At 41.8% G+C, this 22,482-nt stretch carries 17 protein-coding genes and 1 riboswitch; of the genes, 3 read left to right on the top strand and 14 right to left on the bottom strand.

The genetic code is table 11. The annotated features are described in order from the left end of the window. Positions 1–9: 9 nt before the first annotated feature. The 3 genes from LI288_RS00635 to LI288_RS00625 form a co-directional block, all read right to left on the bottom strand. Positions 10–798 carry a type III pantothenate kinase gene (locus tag LI288_RS00635; RefSeq protein ID WP_227089428.1) on the bottom strand — a complete coding sequence of 263 codons (789 nt, stop codon included), beginning with the start codon at positions 796–798 and terminating at the stop codon, positions 10–12. A 68-nt stretch (positions 799–866) separates the two neighbouring features. Next, the gene (locus tag LI288_RS00630) at positions 867–1,520 is read right to left on the bottom strand and encodes an ECF transporter S component (RefSeq protein WP_440311439.1); all 654 of its coding nucleotides are present in this window, start codon (positions 1,518–1,520) and stop codon (positions 867–869) included. 12 nt (positions 1,521–1,532) lie between these two features. After that, positions 1,533–2,351, bottom strand: a complete 819-nt coding sequence (locus LI288_RS00625; RefSeq protein ID WP_227089104.1) for a DNA alkylation repair protein — start codon at positions 2,349–2,351, stop codon at positions 1,533–1,535. A 162-nt stretch (positions 2,352–2,513) separates the two neighbouring features. On the opposite strand from LI288_RS00625, the gene LI288_RS00620 reads away from it, so the two are divergent. Further along, the gene (locus tag LI288_RS00620) at positions 2,514–3,365 is read left to right on the top strand and encodes a patatin-like phospholipase family protein (RefSeq protein WP_227089103.1); all 852 of its coding nucleotides are present in this window, start codon (positions 2,514–2,516) and stop codon (positions 3,363–3,365) included. On the opposite strand, the gene LI288_RS00615 is transcribed toward LI288_RS00620, so the two are convergent. Beyond that, on the bottom strand, positions 3,327–4,130 hold the full coding sequence (locus LI288_RS00615; RefSeq protein WP_022432993.1) for a YdcF family protein: 804 nt from the start codon (positions 4,128–4,130) through the stop codon (positions 3,327–3,329). The two genes, LI288_RS00620 and LI288_RS00615, sit on opposite strands and share 39 nt — an antisense overlap. A 187-nt stretch (positions 4,131–4,317) precedes the next feature. Here LI288_RS00615 and LI288_RS00610 point away from each other — a divergent pair, with 187 nt between their 5' ends. Continuing rightward, the gene (locus LI288_RS00610; RefSeq protein WP_022432994.1) at positions 4,318–4,641 is read left to right on the top strand and encodes a cupin domain-containing protein; all 324 of its coding nucleotides are present in this window, start codon (positions 4,318–4,320) and stop codon (positions 4,639–4,641) included. A 105-nt stretch (positions 4,642–4,746) separates the two neighbouring features. Here LI288_RS00610 and LI288_RS00605 read toward each other — a convergent pair whose 3' ends face one another. From LI288_RS00605 to LI288_RS00580, 6 genes are all read right to left on the bottom strand, one after another. Then, positions 4,747–5,781: an SseB family protein gene (locus LI288_RS00605; protein WP_227089102.1), complete on the bottom strand. Its 1,035-nt coding sequence runs from the start codon at positions 5,779–5,781 to the stop codon at positions 4,747–4,749. A gap of 317 nt (positions 5,782–6,098) precedes the next feature. Then, positions 6,099–9,311, bottom strand: coding sequence for a carbamoyl-phosphate synthase large subunit (carB, locus tag LI288_RS00600; protein WP_022432996.1), 3,213 nt, complete (start codon positions 9,309–9,311; stop codon positions 6,099–6,101). Between the two features lie 3 nt (positions 9,312–9,314). Next, entirely contained in the window at positions 9,315–10,388 is a 1,074-nt protein-coding gene (locus LI288_RS00595; RefSeq protein WP_022432997.1) for a carbamoyl phosphate synthase small subunit, read from the bottom strand. A gap of 119 nt (positions 10,389–10,507) precedes the next feature. After that, positions 10,508–11,980: a WD40/YVTN/BNR-like repeat-containing protein gene (locus LI288_RS00590; RefSeq protein WP_022432998.1), complete on the bottom strand. Its 1,473-nt coding sequence runs from the start codon at positions 11,978–11,980 to the stop codon at positions 10,508–10,510. A 93-nt stretch (positions 11,981–12,073) separates the two neighbouring features. Further along, positions 12,074–12,892: a hypothetical protein gene (locus LI288_RS00585; protein ID WP_227089101.1), complete on the bottom strand. Its 819-nt coding sequence runs from the start codon at positions 12,890–12,892 to the stop codon at positions 12,074–12,076. After that, the gene (locus tag LI288_RS00580) at positions 12,879–13,556 is read right to left on the bottom strand and encodes an ATP-binding cassette domain-containing protein (protein WP_227089100.1); all 678 of its coding nucleotides are present in this window, start codon (positions 13,554–13,556) and stop codon (positions 12,879–12,881) included. Before LI288_RS00580 ends, LI288_RS00585 begins: the two co-directional genes overlap by 14 nt. 382 nt (positions 13,557–13,938) lie before the next feature. On the opposite strand from LI288_RS00580, the gene LI288_RS00575 reads away from it, so the two are divergent. Then, positions 13,939–14,607, top strand: a complete 669-nt coding sequence (locus tag LI288_RS00575) for a phosphatase PAP2 family protein (RefSeq protein ID WP_227089099.1) — start codon at positions 13,939–13,941, stop codon at positions 14,605–14,607. Positions 14,608–14,799: 192 nt separating this feature from the next. On the opposite strand, the gene thiC is transcribed toward LI288_RS00575, so the two are convergent. The 4 genes from thiC to LI288_RS00555 form a co-directional block, all read right to left on the bottom strand. Next, entirely contained in the window at positions 14,800–16,119 is a 1,320-nt protein-coding gene (gene thiC / locus LI288_RS00570; RefSeq protein WP_227089098.1) for a phosphomethylpyrimidine synthase ThiC, read from the bottom strand. Between the two features lie 197 nt (positions 16,120–16,316). Continuing rightward, a riboswitch (TPP riboswitch) is annotated at positions 16,317–16,437 on the bottom strand. Between the two features lie 34 nt (positions 16,438–16,471). Next, the gene (locus LI288_RS00565; RefSeq protein ID WP_227089097.1) at positions 16,472–18,190 is read right to left on the bottom strand and encodes a methyl-accepting chemotaxis protein; all 1,719 of its coding nucleotides are present in this window, start codon (positions 18,188–18,190) and stop codon (positions 16,472–16,474) included. A 112-nt stretch (positions 18,191–18,302) separates the two neighbouring features. Then, entirely contained in the window at positions 18,303–20,483 is a 2,181-nt protein-coding gene (gene nrdD, locus LI288_RS00560; RefSeq protein WP_022433004.1) for an anaerobic ribonucleoside-triphosphate reductase, read from the bottom strand. A 145-nt stretch (positions 20,484–20,628) separates the two neighbouring features. Then, positions 20,629–22,434 (bottom strand): sensor domain-containing diguanylate cyclase, encoded by a 1,806-nt coding sequence (locus LI288_RS00555; RefSeq protein ID WP_022433005.1) that lies wholly within the window; start codon positions 22,432–22,434, stop codon positions 20,629–20,631. Positions 22,435–22,482 lie beyond the last annotated feature (48 nt).

Here is a 22,482-nt window from a genome sequence, read left to right as displayed (position 1 = left end):
AGTCCTCTCCTATTCCACATTTTTATCGTAAATGATTTTTAAACCTTTTAAAAGCAGTTTATCATCTAATATAATTTCATTGTGGCAGTATGGCACGATCACCCTTGCCAGTCCGCCGGTTGCAATGACTTTGACCTGTTCCTGTTCTGCACCCGTCATTTTGCACAGTTCTTCACGGATTCTGTCAACCATGCCGTCGATACAGCTTGCATTCCCGTAAACTGCACCGCTCTGCATACACGCAATCGTATTCTTTCCAATCACGGATTTTGGAGCTTCCAGACTGATTCGCGGAAGCTGTGCTGTCCGGGATACCAGTGAATCCACCGATACGCGGATACCCGGAAGAATCGCACCTCCCACATAATTTTTCTTGTCGTCAACCGCACTGATGGTCGTTGCCGTTCCCACATCAATAATCAGCACCGGTGCACCATATTCGTGAATAGCCGCAACTGCATCTACAACCATATCCGTACCGACCTGCTTTGGCTGATCCATTAACAGATTCAATCCCGTCTTCACACCCGGTCCTACAATTAGCGGCGTAATGCCGATGATTTTTTCAACTGCCGACTTGATAACGTTTACAAGCTGCGGTACGACCGATGAAATGATTGCACCGTGAATCTGTTCACTTTCAATATTATATAACTCCAAAACGGTCTTAAAACCGATTGCATATTCTAATTCCGTCTTTGAATAATCCGTACAGAGCCGTTCTTCAAAATAAATCTTTTCATCATCTACACAGCCGATTACAATATTAGTATTCCCCATATCAATCGCAAGAATCATGCCTTTTTGATTTTGTCTTTTCATTTTCTTTTCCTTTTGTTTTATTTCTTAAAATATCAACATTTCTATTACCGTCTGATATGAAGCAGTGCTTTTCCGATTGCCGCAGTCAGCACCGCCGCCACAATCGCTTCCGGTACGCCCTGTGTTCCGATCACACCAAGAATCACACCGTACAGGGCATCTGTCGCAATTCCCTTTGCATTGGCATAACTGCTTCCAAACAAAAAGTAAATGCCGTTCATAACAAGCAGTGTATTCGTAAGCGCTCCTGCCGCACCGGCTGCCGCCAGTGCAGCAGCACTGCCTTTTCCGTCGTTTTTCTTCTTCTTTACAAGCTTTACAATCCCTGTATATACATAATATGCCACAACGCCAATCAGAATTCTCGGCACAAAGCAGATCATCAGACTCTTAAAATTTCCATGCACATTTCCAAGGCTGTAAAACGGTGAAAATACGAAAGAAGTCAGGTTCGGGTTAAATGTGTTGTTAATCATGCTGGTTAGTCCGAAAATACCGCCTAAAAATGCACCGCGCGCTGGTCCTAACAGTATCGCTCCGATAATAACCGGAACGTGAATAATTGTTGCATTCATAAATCCCAGCGGGATATAGCCTAAATACGGCACAAACGACATTGCAAGAATAATTGCCACAAACATTGCCGTTGTTACCATATCTTTTGTTTTTGTCGTTGATGTCCTCATCTTTTTCTCCATTTCCTTTTTACATCATCTTTTCATGCTCTTTATCCGTGCCTTTACTTCCGGCGCCGGATTTCTGGATTCACATATTTTAGACAGTGCCTTATTATATGTAAAATCATCCATGCCGGATTTTATAAGAAACCGCATGGTCTGTGCCGGAAACATGACAAAACATTCCGCCGTCAGCCACGCCGCCGCCATTTGTGCATAATACCCCTGTGTAAACGGTCTGTCAAGCACTGAAAAAATTTTTTCCAGATATGGATTGCCTGAATCCTCCGGGCTGTCATTCTGTGCCTGTTTTTTTGATTTCCATGCAATATTCTGCATAATATCCGCCTCTGTAATCACGCGCCTGCGGGGGATTTTTCTGCCCGCATCGTCCCATTTTAAAAACTGCGACAGCAATAAGACCAAAGACAGGCGCACTTCAAATTCTTTTTGGGAAGCTAAAAAGGATTGTAAATGTTCCCACCATTCTTCCCGGTATGCCGAAACAATTGTCATGCTGTTACAAAAGCTGTCGCACACCGACCAGTTATCAACAAACGGCACAAATTTATCAAACATCCGCATTGCTTCTTCATTGTCCTGCTCTTTTGCCGTACCGTAACCGATCAGCATACCGCGCAGCATGGCTTCTTCAAAATAAACATCGTCTGCGCCGTCTGTTTGTACGAGTTCTTTCCATTCTTTATTTTTTACAAATTCCTGCGCCATTTTTCTAAGTGCCGGAAGCCGCACACCTAACAGCGGCTTACATTCGGGAATCAGACTTTTGGAAAAACTCCCGTACTGTGCATCTGCCATCAAAAGCAGGCGTGTCCTTATCTCCTGTGTCATAGTTTCCTCATTCTTTCAACTTTTACATCATCATATCATATTTATCTGTATTTTCATATGGAAATTTCACATCAAATGTACTAAAATGTTACTGTAATTTCAGGAATTACAGCTTGATGGCAAAAAACATTACAATAAATTCATTTAGAAATGAGGACAATTATGAAAACTGGAATTGTATTTGAGGGCGGCGCATTCCGCACAATTTTTTCCTGCGGTGTTATGGATGCATTTTTAGATCGGGATATTATGCCGGATTATATGATTGGTGTATCTGCCGGTGCAGCCTACGGTGTTTCCTACGCTTCCAGACAAAAAAGAAGAAATTTACAGATTCTTTTAGATTACCGTGACGATAAACGCTACATGAGTATGCACAATATGACCGATAAGACAAACCGAAGTGTCTATGGACTGGAATTTGCCTATGACACGATTCCGAATAAACTGGTTCCGTTTGACTACGATACCTTTAATGCGTGGGACGGCGAATTTTACGCAGTCGTTACCAATGTTTTAACCGGAAAACCGGAATATATGCGCTATACAACCGAGGACCGCACCAACAAGCTGCTTCAGGCAACGTGTGCGCTCCCTGCCCTTTTCCCATATATTTACTTAAATGATACTCCGTACTTAGACGGCGGATTGAGCGATTCGATTCCGTATGAGCGGGCTTTCGCAGACGGCTGTGACCGCGTTGTTGTCGTCTTAACCCGCCAGAAGGGATACAAAAAGAAAACCGGCGCCACCACAAAGGCTCTGGCGCATGCTTTCTGGAAGTATCCGGAACTCGGAAAAGACCTCCTTTCCCGTGCTGACTGCTACAACCGTTCTTTAAAGAAGCTCGAACAGCTTGAAAAGGAAAAGAAGGTCATTGTAATCCGTCCGGATAACACCGACGGCTTTTCACGTCTGGAAAAAGACAAGGAGAAAATCAAAGCCTTATACCATGACGGCTACACAAAGGGTCTGTTATTCTCCGATAAAGTGAAAGAATTTTACACCAAATAAATCTTTTAATACACCGAAATATTCGCGTACTCTGTAATTTAAAAACAATACTTCATCTGACCGCGCCGCAATCGTGCTGACATTGTGAAAACCCTTCGCACGGACAAGCATTCCGGCACGGAACAGATGAAAGTCATTGGAAACCACCCCGATTTTCGCATTTTTATCCGGAATAAAACGTGCCGAATAGGCAATGTTTTTTTCCGTATCCGTGGACTGAGCTTCCATAAAAATCCGTGAAGCTTCTATGCCATGTGCGCACAGATAGTCTTTCATCGCCTGTGCTTCGGATATATCCTCTCCCGGTCCCTGACCGCCCGATACGATAATACGTATCGTTTTGTTTTGGGTATTATCTTTGCTATGTTTTTCATTCTGTTCCAGATATGCCAGTGCCGCATCAAGTCTGTAACGGAGTGATTTTGTAATTTCGAGTCCCCGCACGCGGCAGCCTAAAATCAGCAGATATTCACAGTCTGGTTCCGGTTTCTGCTTCATCTGCACGGTTATTAATGCCTGAACCAGACAAAATGAGCTGATAAGTATTAATAAACCTGCCGCAGACAGCACATTTATCCACATTGGAAGTATGAGTATACCTTTATTCTGTGCATAACGCACCGCAAAAATCCCTGCAAAAAAGACTGCCGTTACCGGCCATATCGTAATAAAAGATGATGCAAAGCCCGCATATGCCACACAGCAGACATAATAAACCAGACAAAATACCGCAGGCACCAGCCATATATAATACAATTTATACATATTATTCTCCATTCCACAGGCATTTTAATGCCTGCCAGCATCGCTTTTTTGTGTTTCCCATTTATTATAATAACCCCGCAATCCTCTTGTCAAACCACTTATTTTGTAGTACATTGAAGTAATAGTAATTTGTGCCGTGAACGCCGCAGATTACTGACAAATTTGCGTTCTCAGAATGGAGATAAGTATGTTTCGTTTTAATGCAGATGTAACACCGACCGACTGCGAACCGGGTGTTACCAGAAAAATTTTATGTTATTCCGACGAACTGATGATGTGTGAAATTACATTTAAAAAAGGCTCTAAAGGAAATTTCCACCACCATGAACATTTGCAGATTACTTACGTGGCAGAAGGCAGCTTTGAATTTACAATCGGCGGTGAGACCAAGGTTGTGAAAAAAGGCGACAGTGTCTATATGCCTTCCAACGTTGAACACGGTGTTACTGCCCTTGAAGACGGCAAGCTGGTCGATGTCTTTAATCCGATGCGTCAGGACTTTTTAAAATAAGACGGTTAAACAGGGCTGTTTTATCCCCCGTCAGACAAAAAATGCCGCAGGCACATATTTATAATGAAATATGTGCCTGCGGCAGCTTTCTTATCCCCTGGTATCTTACATATTAATTTTGTGCATCAGTTCCAGCTTCATATAGTAGCTGATACCCAGACAGTTGATGATAACACCGGATGCGCCGAGTTCTTCCACGAGATTTACCAGTTCGTCATACTGATAAAGCATATTCTCATGATGTCCTTCGTAGCACTTATCCATTTCAAAACCGTCCGTGAATGCAGGAATGGCAATCACACGCTCGCCTTCTTCCTTATCCTGAATCCGGTCTGTCAAATCAATAAACGGATGTGAAATCTCAACCATGTCTTCTGTTTCCTCTTTGATACAAGGCACCATATATTCTGCGTGTACCATTGTGCGGATCATCGCATCTTCACGCTTCTTTAAAATCTCCTCACGCCCTGCATCTGCTGCCGTATTTTTACGGAATTCCTGGAAAAATTCAATCATTGCACGCTGCAGCCCCGGATTGGTCATGTATTCTTCATTGAAGAAATCCTCAAAGCTGTATAAATCTTCCTTGGCAACAACAAACGGTTCGCCCTTTCCATCTGTAAAGCGGATTTTTTCATAGCCGTTGCGGTACATATGCGCCACTTCATTTCTGAAATCTGTCGGTGTCACACTTTCCAGTGCCACCTGATACCCTGCTGTATTCAGCTTCTTTTCAAACTCTGCATGATTTGCATAATCATATAATACGAACAAATCACCGTCAATCATGTACGGATAGCCGGTGTTGTCACTGTAAACCACCCATAAATGCTCTGCATTCTTAATTTTATCCAGTATCAGCGGATAGTAGTTATGAATCATCTGGCTGAAAAATCCCGCATCATTGATATTGTTATCATTCTGTGCCGTTTCCACACAATCCGGCAGCATCTTGGTCAGCACTTCAATGCTTTCAGTAACTGAAATCTTATCTAACATCGCTGCGCCGTAATCTTCATCATTAATAATATGTCTTAATATATCCTGTGCCCGTCTTGCATCCATTGTCCTTGTTCCTTCCCTGCAAAATGTCGTTTCCTGTATCTGTACAGGAACAAAATACTGTTTAAATTGTATCATATTCACCTTGAAAATGCAACGCTGTTTCACGCATATGACTGCTTGTACGTATATCCTGCGCAAATAAAAACACCCGGCAAAAGAAATTTTTAAAATCTCCTCTGCCGGGTATTTTTTTTATGATGTTGGGACAACTGCCCTCAAACTTACGATACCTGCGGATTGTTCCGTGCTGCGCACTCCCACAATCCACCTCCATATTCGCATATCGTGGGACTGTCGTCCCACTTTTATGCTCATATGAGGGCGGGTCTCAAGGTTTTTCACCCACTTATGAGCAAGCTCATGTGGGCGAAAGACCTTTATCCCCTGGTATCTTACTTTCTGTTATCAATCGTTGCAATATCGACAATTGTAAGGTCTTTATTGTTAAACGCATGCTCTAAGCTTGAAATCAGCGCGTGCGCTGTATCAAGGCTTGTCAGGCAGTGTACACCTGTTTCAATCGCATAACGTCTGATTAAGAAACCGTCGCCAGCTCTTTCGATACCATTTTCCGGTGTATCGATCACAAGGTCAATCTTATGCTCTAAGATTAAATCTAAGAGTGTCGGTGCTTCCTGACCAATCTTGTTGACCTGAATTGCATTGACACCATGCTCCTTTAATACTTTGGCTGTACCGCGGGAAGCGTAAATCTTATAGCCCAGCTTTTCAAAACGTTGTGCAATATCCACACCATCTTCCTTATCTGCATCGCAAAGTGTCATGATAATCTGCTTATGCTTCGGAAGATTGATTCCTGCACCCTGGAATGCCTTATACAATGCTTCATCAAAGTCTTTTGAAATACCAAGGCACTCACCTGTAGACTTCATTTCCGGTCCGAGGCTGATATCTGCGCCTCTGATTTTTTCAAAGGAGAATACCGGCATCTTGATTGCATAGTAATCTGACTTCTTCTGTAAGCCCGGCTCATATCCTAAATCTGTAATTTTACTTCCTGTAATAACCTTTGTTGCAAGCTGTACAATCGGAATACCGGTTACCTTGCTGATATACGGTACAGTACGGCTTGAACGCGGATTGACTTCAATGACATAAACCTGATCATTGTATACGATAAACTGAATGTTAATCATACCCTTTACATGCAGGGAACGTGCCAGCTTTTCTGTATAATCAACAATCATATCCGTAATTCTAGGTGTCAGTGACTTCGCCGGATATACGGAAATACTGTCACCTGAGTGAATACCGGCTCTTTCGATATGTTCCATAATACCCGGAATCAGGATATTTTCACCATCGCATACCGCATCAACTTCAATTTCCTTACCCATAAGGTACTTATCAACAAGAATCGGGTGATCCTGCTTAATTCTGTTGATGATATTCATAAATTCAACAACGTCTTCATCGGATACGGCAATCTGCATGCCCTGCCCGCCGAGCACGTAAGAAGGTCTTACAAGTACCGGATAGCCTAATTCATTGGCTGCCTTTAATGCTTCTTCTACGGTAAATACGGTCTGACCCTTGGCTCTTGGAATACCGCACTGCTCTAAGATTTCGTCGAATAACTCTCTGTCTTCCGCAGCATCGACATCTTCAGCCTTTGTACCGAAAATCGGCACACCCATCTTCATCAGGCTTTCTGTCAGCTTAATTGCTGTCTGACCGCCAAACTGCACAACAGCGCCGTCCGGCTTTTCAAAATCAACAATATTTTGGACATCTTCCGGTGTCAGCGGTTCAAAATACAGCTTATCGGCAATATCAAAGTCCGTTGAAACTGTTTCAGGGTTGTTGTTTACAATAATCGTTTCATAGCCTTCCTTCTTGAAAGACCATGTACAGTGCACAGAACAGAAGTCAAATTCAATACCCTGACCGATACGGATTGGACCAGAGCCTAATACGAGTACCTTCTTCTTATCCTTTGTTTCAACCGCTTCATTTTCACTGCCGAATACTGAATAATAATACGGTGTTTCTGCCGCAAATTCTGCCGCACAGGTATCAACCATCTTAAATGCCGCATGAATTCCATATTCGTCACGCAGTGCCTTAACCTCTGCTTCTGTCTTTCCTGTCAGTTCACCGATAACGTTATCCGGGAATTCGATTCTCTTTGCTTCTGTGAGCAGTTCTTTTGTTAAAGGACCTCTCTTTAAAGCATTTTCCATATCGACAATAATCTGTAATTTATCAATAAACCATAAGTCAATCTTTGAAATCTCATGCATCTTGGCTGCCGGAATATGTCTTCTTAAACCTTCTGCAATCTTCCAGATTCTTCTGTCATCAACAACAGCCAGCTCTTCTAAAAGTTCTTCGTCTGTCAGCTTTGTAAAGTCATACGACATCAGGCTGTCAACGTGCTGCTCCAGAGAACGGATTGCCTTCATCAGACCGCCTTCAAAGTTATTGGCAATACTCATAACTTCACCGGTTGCCTTCATCTGAGTTGTCAGTGTTCTCTTTGCAGAGATAAATTTATCAAACGGAAGACGCGGCATCTTTACAACACAGTAATCCAGTGCCGGCTCAAAGCTTGCATAAGTCTTTCCTGTAATGGCATTCTTAATTTCATCCAGTGTGTAGCCTAATGCAATCTTAGCTGCTACCTTTGCAATCGGATAACCGGTTGCCTTGGAAGCCAGTGCTGAAGAACGGCTTACACGCGGATTTACTTCGATTACACAGTATTCAAAGCTATCCGGATTTAAGGCATACTGTACGTTACAGCCGCCTGTAATACCCAGTTCGTCAATAATATTTAAAGCAGATGTACGAAGCATCTGATATTCTTTGTCGGAAAGTGTCTGTGACGGTGCAACTACGATACTATCACCGGTATGCACGCCGACAGGGTCAATATTTTCCATGTTACATACAGTAATGCAGTTGCCGTTACCATCGCGCATTACTTCGTATTCGATTTCCTTCCAGCCTGCGATGCAGCGTTCTACTAAAACTTCACCGACACGTGAAAGTCTTAAACCGTTTTCAAGGATTTCCCTTAATTCCATAACGTTGTGTGCGATACCGCCGCCGCTGCCGCCCAGTGTATATGCCGGACGCAGTACAACCGGATAACCGATTTTAGCTGCAAATGCTTCACCGTCTTCTACATTATTAACAACTAAGGAAGCCGCACAAGGTTCACCGATTTTTTCCATGGTTTCCTTAAACATTAAACGATCTTCCGCTTTCTTAATTGTCAGCGCTGTTGTACCGATTAACTTCACATTGTGTTCTTCCAAAAAGTCCGTTTCAGCAATTTCCATGGCAAGATTTAATCCTGCCTGTCCGCCCAGTGTCGGAAGAATGCTGTCCGGCTTTTCCTTTAAAATAATCTGCTCTAACGCTTTAACAGTCAGTGGTTCGATATAAACTTCATCAGCAATATCCTTGTCTGTCATAATGGTTGCCGGATTGGAGTTTACTAAAACAACCTCGATTCCTTCCTCTTTTAAAGAACGGCAAGCCTGTGTACCTGCGTAGTCAAATTCAGCTGCCTGTCCAATAATAATCGGTCCTGAACCAATTACCAATACTTTTTTAATATTCGGATTCTTTGGCATTTTTTAGTCCTCCTTCTTCATCATCTCAATAAATCTGTCAAAAAGATACGCTGTATCCTGTGGTCCTGCACATGCTTCCGGATGGAACTGTACAGTAAAAATATTCTTTCCGATATATTCAAGACCTTCATTGGTCTTATCGTTGACATTTTCAAAAGCCGGTTTTGCGACTGCCGGATTAAGTGTCGTTTCATCTACGACATAACCGTGATTCTGTGAAGAAATGTAAACCTTTCCTGTCTGTAAATCCTTTACCGGATGATTTGCACCTCTGTGTCCGTATTTTAATTTATGCGTATCTGCACCTGTTGCAAGTGCCATCAGCTGATGTCCCAGACAGATTGCAAAAATCGGGACATTGCTGTCATAGAGTTTTTTAATTTCCGCAATTTCAAATTCACATTCCTTTGGATCGCCAGGGCCGTTAGAAAGCATGATTCCATCCGGATTCGTGCTTAAGATTTCCTCTGCCGTTGTACGTGCCGGATAAATTGTAACTTCGCAGCCTCTTGAATTTAAGGACTTTGCGATATTGTTCTTTGCACCAAAATCCATCAGCGCAACCTTATATCCCTTGCCCGGCAGGACTTTCTTTTCTTTACATGTTACTTTATCAACGACGCCCTTTACAGAGTATGCCTTAATCTTTGGCAGAACTTCATCAAGATTATAATTCTCATTTGTCGTAATCATACCGTTCATTGTACCTTTTTCACGCAAAATCTTTGTCAGCGCTCTGGTATCGATTCCACTGATACCCGGTATATCATTGTCTGCAAGGAATTTCTGGATAGGGTCTTCACATCGGAAGTTACTCGGCATTCTGGAAAGTTCTCGGACAATATATCCATCCGGCCATGCTTTTAAAGACTCCATATCTTTATAACATACGCCATAGTTTCCAATTAAAGGATATGTCATGGTTACTGCCTGTCCTGCATAAGAAGGGTCTGTCAGTACCTCCAGATATCCTGTCATTGATGTGTTGAAGACAATCTCGCTGATTACTTCGCGGGTAGAACCAATACTCGTTCCATTAAACACTGTTCCATCTTCAAGAATTAAAAATGCTTTCATGAATGCCACCTAATTTCCTTTCGTATTATTAAATTTTGCTACTTTTGCGCAAAAAAAAAGACACAAAAATGTCTTTTTTTCTCAAATTTAATAAATTTTATCACACTATAACCTTTATTTCAAGAGGTAATTTCCAGTTGCCCGATATATTTCCATGTTTCACCGCCGTCCGATGACTGATATTTCGCCGCTGTTTTACCACTGTTATACACACCGTTGCTGCCCTGTGTCAGATAAACGGTAATCATGCCCTGATCATCTACCACCGGCACCAGTGCCTCTTTATAAACGTCACTCCACGAAAGCTTTGATGCCGTTGTTTCTTCCTCGGCTTTTGTTTCCTGCTGCGTGCTGTCACTTTCCGTTGTCTGCGCATTTGCCGCCGTGCTGTCTAACTCCTGCGGGTCCAGTGTCACTTTTGAAAACGTCTTTCCGAGGTCTTTTGTCATATACAGGTTACTGTCCATGCCATCTACATAGTTATAGCAGAAAAATCCTGTATCTGCATCTGCAAAGACCACGCCCTTTAATACATTTAATGCCGGTCCGCTGCCTATCATTATCCAGCTTTCACCGCCGTTTGTTGTTGTATAAATACGCGATGCCTGCTGACTGCCATTCTTACCGTAACCGATAACGATTACGCCTGTCATTTCATCAAAAAACTTTACATAGTAATAATTGGCATCATAAATCGTATCAATTTCACTCGTAACCCAGTTACTGCCTTTATCATTGGAAAACAACAACGTCAGGGGTACCCTACCGTTTTCTGCATTTTTGCCGCCGTAAAGAAACGCTGCTTTATTCGTGTCTAACTGCCAGCTTCCATCCATAAGCTGTGTGGATGAATTTTCCACAAGCGGCAGATTCGTACAGTCTACCGGAACATTGACATATTTTGCACCACCGTCATATGTAATCTGTAACGTATTTTCTTTAATTTCATACTTTGTAAGCGTATTGGAAGAAGCCGCCGTTGCCGATTCCGAGCCGCCGGTTACGCTGTCTTTTAAGCTTTCATTATACTGTGAAATACCGTATTCTTCCGGTGTCACAATATTCTCCACATAAATCGTTGCCGTACCGTCATAGTGGTTGTCCAGTGCAAATGTCACAACCCATTCAAATTCCATTCTGCCGTTGTCAAGCACACCGTCCCACGACTGGAAATACTCCGACGTACTATCCTTTAAAACTGCCGAAAAGCTGATAAGCACCGTGCCGGTTTCACGGTCAAGCACTTTGGAATCCTTACATGAAACCTTTCGCAGTGCCTTTGACCACGGCAGATACTTCTGGGTAAACTGTCCCGTAAACTGTGTCAGCCAGATGTCTGCCATTTTACTTAACTGCGGCGTTTCAAATTCCTGATATTCGCTTTTCTCACCTTCATTATACGCTTCATCCAGTACATTTCCGTCACTGTCTATCCGAACAGAAAATGTATAACGGGATTTTAACTCAATCCGACTTCCCTGCCTGCTCTTATAATTGGAATGAACAATGAACACAATAACAAGACACAACAGTCCCGCAAGTGCAAGCTTTGCCAGCATCATTACCGGTGATTTACTAAATTTTATTTTCATCCTGTCCACTCCTATCCTAATTACTGATTCACTCCGTTACATTTCTTAATTTTTACAATATACACGCCATCTCTGCCGCTTGTCCGGGCTTTCTTATACTTCTCTTTTAATATGCAGCGCCTCCTGCATAATTTTTCTGTAAGATGGATAATCCCATAAATAATACACTGAAAACACACCGATAAACAGTGCTGCCACTACAAAAACCGGATGAATGAAAAACAGCCAGTCTGAACTGATCTGCCGCTTTAACAGCGGCATACCGTATGCCACAAAAACACTGAGTGCAATCACCGTTCCGTTAAAAGCATTTCTATTGTTATACATCGACTGCATCTGGTCAAAACAAAGCACCGCTATCATCTCACCTGCCGGACGGATACACATCGTCACAAGGCTTAACAGCAGGCCGTGTACAAACGATACACCAAATAAATTTAAAATAATCGTGAAATACACAAAATCTGTGACCATTTTAACTGCCAGCCTGCCAAGGAAATTCATATATGGACTTACCAGCACCACGCGCACCATCAGATAATCCCTGTCACCCATGGCAAGCAGTGTATTGTTGGCAAGGCTTCCGCAAATCGTAGACAGCATAAAAAACATAAACAATACCGCAGATTCTTTGTGATCACGGATTAATGGATTAAACTGTGCCATAAACAGATACGGCAAATAAATAAAAACTGCCACGTATAAATATTTCTTAATAAACTGCACAATCATTCTCACAAACACTGCCATGACACCAATGGTCATGCGCATCTTTGAATTTCTCTTATGAATCACCTGATTGCTGATATATTCTCCCACCAGCGGCATTTTTGTCAGAATTTCCAGACTTCTGTTCGTGCCTTCGTGAAAACTCAAAATTTTTTCTGCAAACATTTTTTTAAAGATTTCCATGATCTGCCTCCCCGATAATATCCAGTACCGCTCTGCGCAGTTCCTGTACCTGTAAGGTTTCTGACGGCACAACCTCAAATCTGCCGTTATGCAGCAGCAGAATCTCATTTGAAATCTGTTTGGCAATTTCAAGCAGTCCCGTGGATATTAATATAATATGGTTTTCTTTTACCGTCTGCAATACCTGCAAAAAGGTACGGATATAATTCTCACTGCAATAGTCAAACGGCTCATCAAATAATATAACATAGGGCTTCTGCACTAAAAATGCGGCAAGCTGCACACGTTTTTTATCTTCAAAACTCAGTTCACAAATCAGCGTATCCTTGGCATTTTCTTCCATTCCGACTTTATCAAGAAATTCGTCTGCCGGAACGGGCACATTTTTTAAATCACACAAAAAATGAATATATTCATATGCCGTTATGTACATCGGCAGGATGCTCTGTTTTGCTGCATGGAAAATGGTTGTCTTTTCCTTTGTTGCAATTTCTCCCGCATCGACCGGCAAATCCCCTGACAGGCAGTCAAACAATGTTGTCCTGCCGGAACCGATACCACCCAGGACCGGATACACCTTTCCTTCTTCAAATGTATAATCAATATCAGAAAGTACTTCTGTTTTTTTATTATAGGATTTTTTCAGATGATGAATCTGTAACATATCATTTCTCCAATCCTGCCAGCTTTTTTACAGTCTGGCATATGTACTTTATTATATTACATATTTATGGCATTTGTAAATTGGTATTTGCAAATCTGTGAATCGCCCGTGCAAAGATTTCTGTTAAGATTTTTTTTAGAATTGTCTGCTTGTTTTGATAAGATTTGTATTTTACAATTGTTTTACTGCCTGCAACATGGTATAATTTATTAATCTATGGATTAAAATAATACTACACGATGAGTAAAATACGATTCTGTGTCAATGCGCACCTGACACGTTTTCGTTTTCTGCCGTTTTAGGATCCGGTATGTGCTTTTTGTCTGCACAAAAACCTCTCCTCTTTATATGGCAGGATTTGTGCGCAGAAATGAGGATTCTTATGAATTTTTTGAAAAAAAACTGGCGGCTGTGTTTCGGCTGTTATATCTTTATATACCTGCCGTGGTTTTTCTACCTTGAAAAAAAGATTACCATGGAAACACCGAACCTGCACATTATCAACAATGCCATTGATGACATAATTCCATTTTGTGTGTATTTTATCATTCCGTATATGCTGTGGTTTATCTATGTCATCGGTGCCTGTATTTATATGCTGTTTAAAGCATCCGATACGGAATTTTTGCGTTTCGCATTATGTCTGACAATCGGCATGTCCGTATCCTTACTGATTTGCATGATTTATCCGAGCGGTCTGACACTGCGCCCGGATGACGTACCGGACAACTTTTTCGGCATGCTGCTGAATGCGATTTATACCAGTGATACACCGACCAATGTATTCCCAAGTATCCACGTATACAACTCCCTTGCCGTCCACATCGCACTGCACCGGAACGAATGGTTTCAAAAGCATAAGACATTTGACATTGCTTCATTGATTCTTTGTGCATCCATCTGCATGTCAACTGTGCTTTTAAAACAGCACTCTATTACAGATGTTATCGGCGCTTCAATTTTAATGGCAGTGATGTACACCCTCGTGTACGCCACCGACTACAGCCGCCTTTTAAAAAAAAGCCGCGACAAGGAAATTGAAATGCAGTAAATTTAAAAAACAGCCACTTGAACCCGACTATCGGAAGGTGGTTTCAATACAGGAAAAACGCCTCAACGTGTTACTTAACTTCGGCTTATTTTCCTGTATTGAAACCTCTCAGACGGTAGGTTTCTTGTGGCTGTTTCTTTTTATACAATAATTCCTTTGACCGGAAAGTTTCTTGACTTTGGCTTTTTCATCTTATTCGTCAAAAATGCTTACAATTTCGCCGTCTAAGATTCTATTCATGTTCTTTACGGCGCAGAAGTTACCGCACATGGAGCAGGTATCTTCCTTTTCCGGTCTTGCGGATTCTCTGTATCTTCTTGCTTTTTCAGGGTCAATTGCCAGATCAAACATTTCTTCCCAATCCAGCTTCTTTCTTGCCGTACTCATCTTTTTATCCCAGTCGGATGCCCCCGGAATACCTTTGGCAATATCGGCTGCATGGGCTGCGATTTTAGCAGCAATAATCCCTTCCTTTACATCATTTAAGTCCGGTAAGCGCAAATGCTCTGCCGGTGTTACATAGCATAAAAAGGATGCGCCGTAAGTTGCCGCAACCGCACCACCGATAGCCGATGTAATATGGTCATAGCCAGGTGCAATATCTGTTACAAGCGGGCCTAATACGTAAAACGGCGCGCCCTTGCAGATGGTCTTCTGGATTTCCATGTTTGCCTGAATCTGGTTCAGCGGCATATGTCCCGGTCCTTCAATCATAACCTGTACATCCTTTTCCCATGCACGTTTTGTCAGTTCACCAAGTGTTACCAGCTCTTCAATCTGTGAAATATCGGAAGCATCTTCGATACAGCCCGGTCTGCATGCATCACCAAGACTTATGGTAACATCATACTTGCGGCAGATGTCTAGTACCCAGTCATAATTTTCATAAAATGGATTTTCTTTTCCTGTCATTTCCATCCATGCAAAAATGATAGAACCGCCTCTGGATACAATGTTGGTAAGACGCTTTGCATCCTTAAAACGCTTTGCTGTACTCTTATTGATACCGCAGTGAATTGTCAGGAAATCCACACCATCTTTTGCGTGCATTTCAACAATTGAAAGCCATTCTTCGGTTGTAATATCCTTTAACGGTTTGTGGTAATATACCACGGCATCATAAATAGGAACTGTTCCTATTGTTGCTGGACACTCTGCGGTCAGCTTTCTTCTGAACTTCTGTGTATCGCCGAAAGAACTTAAATCCATAATAGCCTCTGCGCCCATGGCTACGGCTTCGTTCACCTTTTCCATTTCCATATCCAGGTCTACACAGTCCCTTGATGTACCCAGATTGACATTAATCTTTGTCTTTAAGGCAGAACCGATACCATTCGGGCTTAATGCCTGATGATTCTTATTGGCAGGAATAATCACCTGTCCCTTTGCAATCAGTTCTCTTAATTTTTCAACGCCCATATTTTCTTTTGCTGCAACAATTTCCATTTCAGGGGTGACAATCCCCTGTCTTGCAGCATCCATCTGTGTCGTATAACTCACAACAGCCTCCATTCCTGTACCTTGTACATGCTGATTTTTTCCGTGGGAGATATATCGCCGGGTTTATCCATATTATCATTATTATGATTTAAATATTTCACTTTACTATTATGTAAAAATAGGGAACTTTTTTCCGAAATTTCCTGATAGTCCTAAAGAATGCGCTATTTTCCGACAGCATATCCTCCATCTTAAAAGATACGGTATTCTGTCATTAAAAAAGAACTCCCTACGGTGGCATTATCCACATCAGGTAACGGGTCGGATACGATTCCCTCTCAGCAGTACCGCGGCTTTCGCCGCGGTCCTTTTGCTCCCCGGAAAATATTAACTTTATTATAACATTGTCTGACAAGAAGTCAATTTAAAACTTTTTAAAAACATCCGCTTCTGCCTTTAAGCTTTCCACGGTTTCCTTACTGCTGCCCATCTGTTCATTGATGGTGTGCATATCTTCTACCAGTGAACCGGTACTCATCGCGGAGCTTGTAACCGCATTGGCACTTTCTTCTACTGCTTTTGCAATACCCTCAATGGACTCTACGACATTATTCATAATATTCTTTAAGTTTTCTGTCTTTTCCGTAAATTCATTCATCACTTCACTGACATAGCTTGCATCTTCATTGTACTGTTCTCCGGAATCCGCATATGTACCGTAATCCGGCAGCACCGTTTCTTCTATAAATGCTATCATCGCATTTGAATTATCGATTAATGCATGAACCGCCTTTGTAACATGTTCATTAATTGCCTGGATATTATTTGCCGTATCCCGGCTTGAATCTGCCAATTGACGAATTTCATCCGCAACTACCGCAAAGCCTTTTCCGGCATCGCCTGCCCTTGCAGCTTCAATCGATGCATTTAATGCAAGCAGATTGGTCTGGCTTGAAATATTTAAAATCTCACCTGTCAGTTCATTGACCTTTTCTACACTGCGGCTTTCTTCTATCGCCTGCTTTAATGTACCGACGATATTTCCAACCATTGCATCAGTCTGTACTTTATTTTCATTAGCATTCTTTGCAAGCGTATCTGCACGCTCCTGCATTTCTTTAGAGTATGTATTCATCTGCCCGGTTCTGTCTGCAATATCATTTACTTCACCGCTGATAGACTCTGTATTTTCCGTCACTGTCTGTACCGTTGCGGCAATCTCCTGCATCGTTGCAGACAGTTCTTCCATTGCTGAGGAAACATCCTGTGCATTGTCATTTGACGCCGACACATTTTCCGTAACCATATTGACAACCCGGGTCAGATTCTGTGTACCGCTTACAATCACACCCATCGTACTCTGTAACTTATCCAGAAACAGATTAATCCCATCTGCAAGCGCACCAATTTCATCCTGATAACCGGATTCCACACGCATTGTTAAATCACCCTTGTGCTCTTCGATCAGCGATACGATTTCTCCCAGCTTTTTATTGGCTGCAACAACTGGTTTTACAACCATGCGGTTTGAAATGATTATGGCTGCGACAAGTGCAACAATGCCTAACAGCAGACATACAATGCCAACACCCATTGATGACGCATAGGCACTCTCCATATTTGCGACTGCCTGATCTGCCAGTGATGATTCAAGTTCAATCATATTTTCCAAATCTGTTTCAATCTGGCTGCTCATTTCAACCAGATCGTTGTTGGCAACAATTGAAGCATTTTCATTCTGGTTGGTCTGTACATATTTTACCATAGCATTATACTTGGAAAGGTATGCCTGATAATCACTCTGGAACTTCTGGAATGCTTCTGTTTCTTCCGGTGTCAGATTATTTGAAAAATCTGCCATCTGATTTTCCAGTGTCTGCTTAGTCTGGCTGATGGAAGTTTCCACCTTTTTCTCTGCTGCATCGCCCTGTGCCAGAATATAATTATACGATAAACGCATCAGTGTCTGTGTATTTTTCGACATTGCAGATACATCCTGTATTGTCGCCAGATACTCGTCAGAAATAACACGCCCCTTTTTTTCAATGTTGCCTGCACCTAAAATACTGAACGCACTTGTAACCAGAACCAGTACGGCAAGCACCGCAACCGGTCCTAATATCTTTACTTTAATTGATTTCATATCCGATAACTCCTTTCTTCTGCCTCTTGATTCACCATATGATAAACCATTTTTTTCTTTTGTACAAGCGGATAAATCGCATATTTACTCAAAAAAAACATATTTTTTGTTCTTACAGATGCAGTACACGTTCCTTAATTTCCTGTGTACGTCCCTGATTCCAGAACTGCGTGCCGATATAACCGCAGGTTCTTCTTGCAACATTCATCTTATCCTGATTTCTGTTGCCGCAGTTTGGGCATTCCCAGATAAGTTTGCCGTCTTCATCGGTTACAATCCGGATTTCCCCATTGTAGCCGCATACCTGGCAGTAATCGCTCTTGGTATTTAATTCCGCATACATAATATTCTCATAAATATACTGCATGACAGACAATACCGCCGGGATATTATCAACCATATCCGGCACTTCCACATAGCTGATTGCGCCACCCGGTGAAAGCTCCTGGAACTGTGATTCAAATTTCAGCTTGTCAAATGCATTAATATCTTCCGTTACATGTACATGATAGCTGTTTGTAATATAATTCTTATCGGTTACACCCGGAATCTTACCAAATCGTTTCTGCAGATTCTTTGCAAATTTATATGTTGTCGATTCCAGCGGTGTACCATACAGACTGAAATCAATATTCGTTTCTTTTGCCCATTTCTTACAAATTTCATTCAGATGACGCATTACTTTTAAGGCAAACTCTGTACCTTCCGGCTGTGTATGGGTAACACCGACCATATATTTTGTACACTCACAAAGACCGGCATATCCTAATGAAATGGTAGAATACCCGCCATAGAGCAGCTTATCAATTGTTTCACCCTTCTTTAAACGTGCAAGTGCACCATTCTGCCATAAAATCGGTGCAACATCAGACGGCGTACCCTTTAATCTGTAATGTCTGCACATCAGCGCACGCTTACAAAGTTCCAGTCTGTCATCAAAAATCTTCCAGAACTTGTCCATGTCTTTGCCTGATGAGCATGCCACGTCAACCAGATTAATTGTTACAACACCCTGATTAAATCTGCCATAATACTTTGGCTTACCGGTTTCTTCATCAATATAAGGTGTTAAAAAGCTTCGGCAGCCCATACACGGATAGCAGTGTCCTTCACCGTTTTTATCAACCTTTAATTCCTTCATCTTCTTTTCGGAAATGTAATCCGGAACCATTCTCTTTGCAGTACATTCCGCCGCCAGCTGTGTCAGGTTCCAGTATTTTGAATCCTCATGGATATTATCTTCCTCCAGCACATAAATAAGCTTTGGAAATGCCGGTGTAATCCATACACCCTTTTCATTTTTAACCCCCTGGATTCTCTGGCGGAGTACTTCCTCCGTAACCATCGCAAGGTCATCTCTTGTCTGACCCTCCGGCACTTCGTCCAGATACATAAACACCGTCACAAACGGTGCCTGTCCGTTGGTTGTCATCAGTGTAATAACCTGATACTGAATCATCTGCACGCCGCGTTTAATCTCATCACGCACTCTTAATTCCGCAACCTCACGCACCTTTTCTTCGGTGTATGCCAGACCCACTTTGTCAAATTCTTCACGAACCTGCTTGATAAATTTTTCCCGGCTGACCTGTACAAACGGTGCAAGATGGGCAAGACTGATACTCTGTCCGCCGTACTGGGAACTTGCAATCTGTGCAATTGCCTGTGTTGCAATATTGCATGCCGTTGAAAAGCTGTGTGGCTTTTCAATCATGGTTTCACTGATAACCGTACCATTTTGCAGCATATCTTCCAGATTTACCAGACAACAGTTGTGCATATGCTGTGCAAAATAATCTGCATCATGGAAATGAATCAGTCCCTGTTCATGGGCATCTACAATATCCTGCGGCAGGAGCAGACGCTTTGTTATGTCTTTGCTGACCTCACCTGCCATATAATCTCTCTGAACGCTGTTAACAGTCGGATTTTTATTGGAATTTTCCTGTTTGACTTCTTCATTATTACATTCTAACAGGCTTAAAATCTGTTCATCTGTTGAATTGGATTTACGTACCAGCGCTCTTTTATAACGATACGTAATATATTTTCTTGCCACTGCAAATGCTCTCAGATTCATAATCTGGTTTTCCACCAGATCCTGAATTTCTTCTACGCTTAAAGAGCGGTTCATCTCCTGACAGATTTCTTCTACATTCACAGAAATTTTTTTGATCTGCTCATCTGAAAGTCTTTCACTGTGTACAACTTCTTTATTTGCCTTTGAAACAGCTGCCATAATCTTTGCAATATCAAATGTAACTTCTGTTCCGCTACGCTTAATAATTTTCATTTTTCCAATCCTTTCCTTTTCTCACAAAATTGCGTTAAAAAAGTCCTGCCCGCTCTCACGGGCAAGACGAATTATACTATATCTAGCATATCAAGTCAATGCAAGCACACAACATATAGTGAAGAAATAGTTGTTAAACTGTTCCTTACTTCTTCCGGATTCCCATTGCCTGCATGCTTAAAAATGATGCAAATATACGGGCACAATCAATCTGATAGTCTGCCCATGTCCCGGATTCTTTGCATTTATCAAAAGTGACAAGCCCCTTGATATCATCCGGTGTCCCGATAATACACTGGATGGTTGAAAAAACTCTTTTCTGCTTCATGGCGGCACAAAACTGTGGTGCACTGTTAAACATGCCGGCAACAAAGCTCGTTTCCATATAATCCTTTTCCTCTAACAGTTGTTTAAATTCTTGTGTCTTTACATACTGTGCATTGTCCGAATAGTTCTGTTCAAACCCCACTGTATAAACTCTTGATAAATTTTCTCCATAATAAATATTAATGGTATCCAGCTGATACGATTCAAGCATATGCTGCAGAATCTCCCGGTATGCCAATGCCTGATTTTCTGTCACATCGGACATAAATTTCGCAATTGCCTTTAATTCCTGAATTTCTCTGCCATTTGTACCCACATGCTGTACACGCGTAATTGATTCTTCATATGACTTACGGTGCAGCTCATCACGGAAAAATACATACCGGTCCCTGCCTTTTTCTTTGGCAATATACAAGCAGTAATCCGCTTTTTTGAACAAATCCTCAAATTCTTTTCCATTATTTGGTGCAATTGATGCACCGATAGAGCAGGTAATGGCAAAATCCTCAAAATCCCCTGCAAATTCCCATTTAATCTGGGTACGGATCGCACGCAGCATTCCCCGCAGAATCTGATCATCATTAATATTATCTATTACAATTAAAAATTCATCGCCACCAATACGTCCTACGACGCCGTCGTCCCCGACAATCTCTTTTAACTTATACCCGACTCTTGAAAGCACCTTATCACCGTAGAGATGTCCATAGGTATCATTGACGGATTTAAAATGGTCTATATCCAGAATTACCAGTGTCACCCGGGTTTCTTTTGCTTTTGCCAGTGTCTTTTTGGCATAATCCGTAATCGTCTTTTTATTATAGACTTTGGTAAGCGAATCATAGTGCAACTCATCAATGACTTCAATTGCCTTCTGCTGGGCGATGGTATCTTCCGGTATAATTCTGCCGACCATCATTCGTTCATGACCTGCACCGTTAAAAAGATTGCCGCAGAAGCAGAGCCGTTCCATAATATTACTCTGCGTTCTCAGACACGAATTCATCTTAATCTTAAACGACTGCACATAGGATTTAATATCGCTGACCATCGTCACAAACAGCGAATACTCTTCCGGATCAATATACGATTTATCAATCATCTCCTGTTTCCATTCATCAATATCCATCTTATAAATGGTAACCTTCTGATACTGCTCATACCGGAAAATACAGATGATATTGTCTGAACGGTTATAGGAAAATGCATACTCCTGTGTCATGCCAAGAAACATGCGCAGTCTTGATACATCCGATGTCAAATGTTCAATGACCGCTTCTATGCTCTGTACATCAATCATCTCAATGTCAATATTATCCAAGCCGTCCATTCCTGTCTTTTTGCAAAGCAGCCGTAAGAGATTGTAACGGTAACTGCCATCTTTAAAACGGAAGCGGAAAACCTGTTCCTGCGTATCTCCCGCAAATTCATCGATAAACTTCTTTAACCGTCCGACCTCATCCGGATGCACAAAATCAGTAATTGTATAAAAATGCTCATATTCAAAATAATCCGTAAACGCCTTATTCGTAACAAATGCACGGTATCTGCTGTCAATGGCAGCACGTCTTTTATCTATGCTATGCATTTTTTCATAATTTAAAACATCTTTTGATTCCTGCATACCTACGAACTCCTTTAATAACCCCCATGTGACAACAAGCACAAAAAA

This window comes from Lachnospira pectinoschiza, assembly GCF_020564355.1.
Classification (GTDB): domain Bacteria; phylum Bacillota; class Clostridia; order Lachnospirales; family Lachnospiraceae; genus Lachnospira; species Lachnospira intestinalis.
The sequence above is the reverse complement of the archived record's forward strand: the minus strand, read 5'-3'. Positions and strand labels throughout refer to the sequence as shown.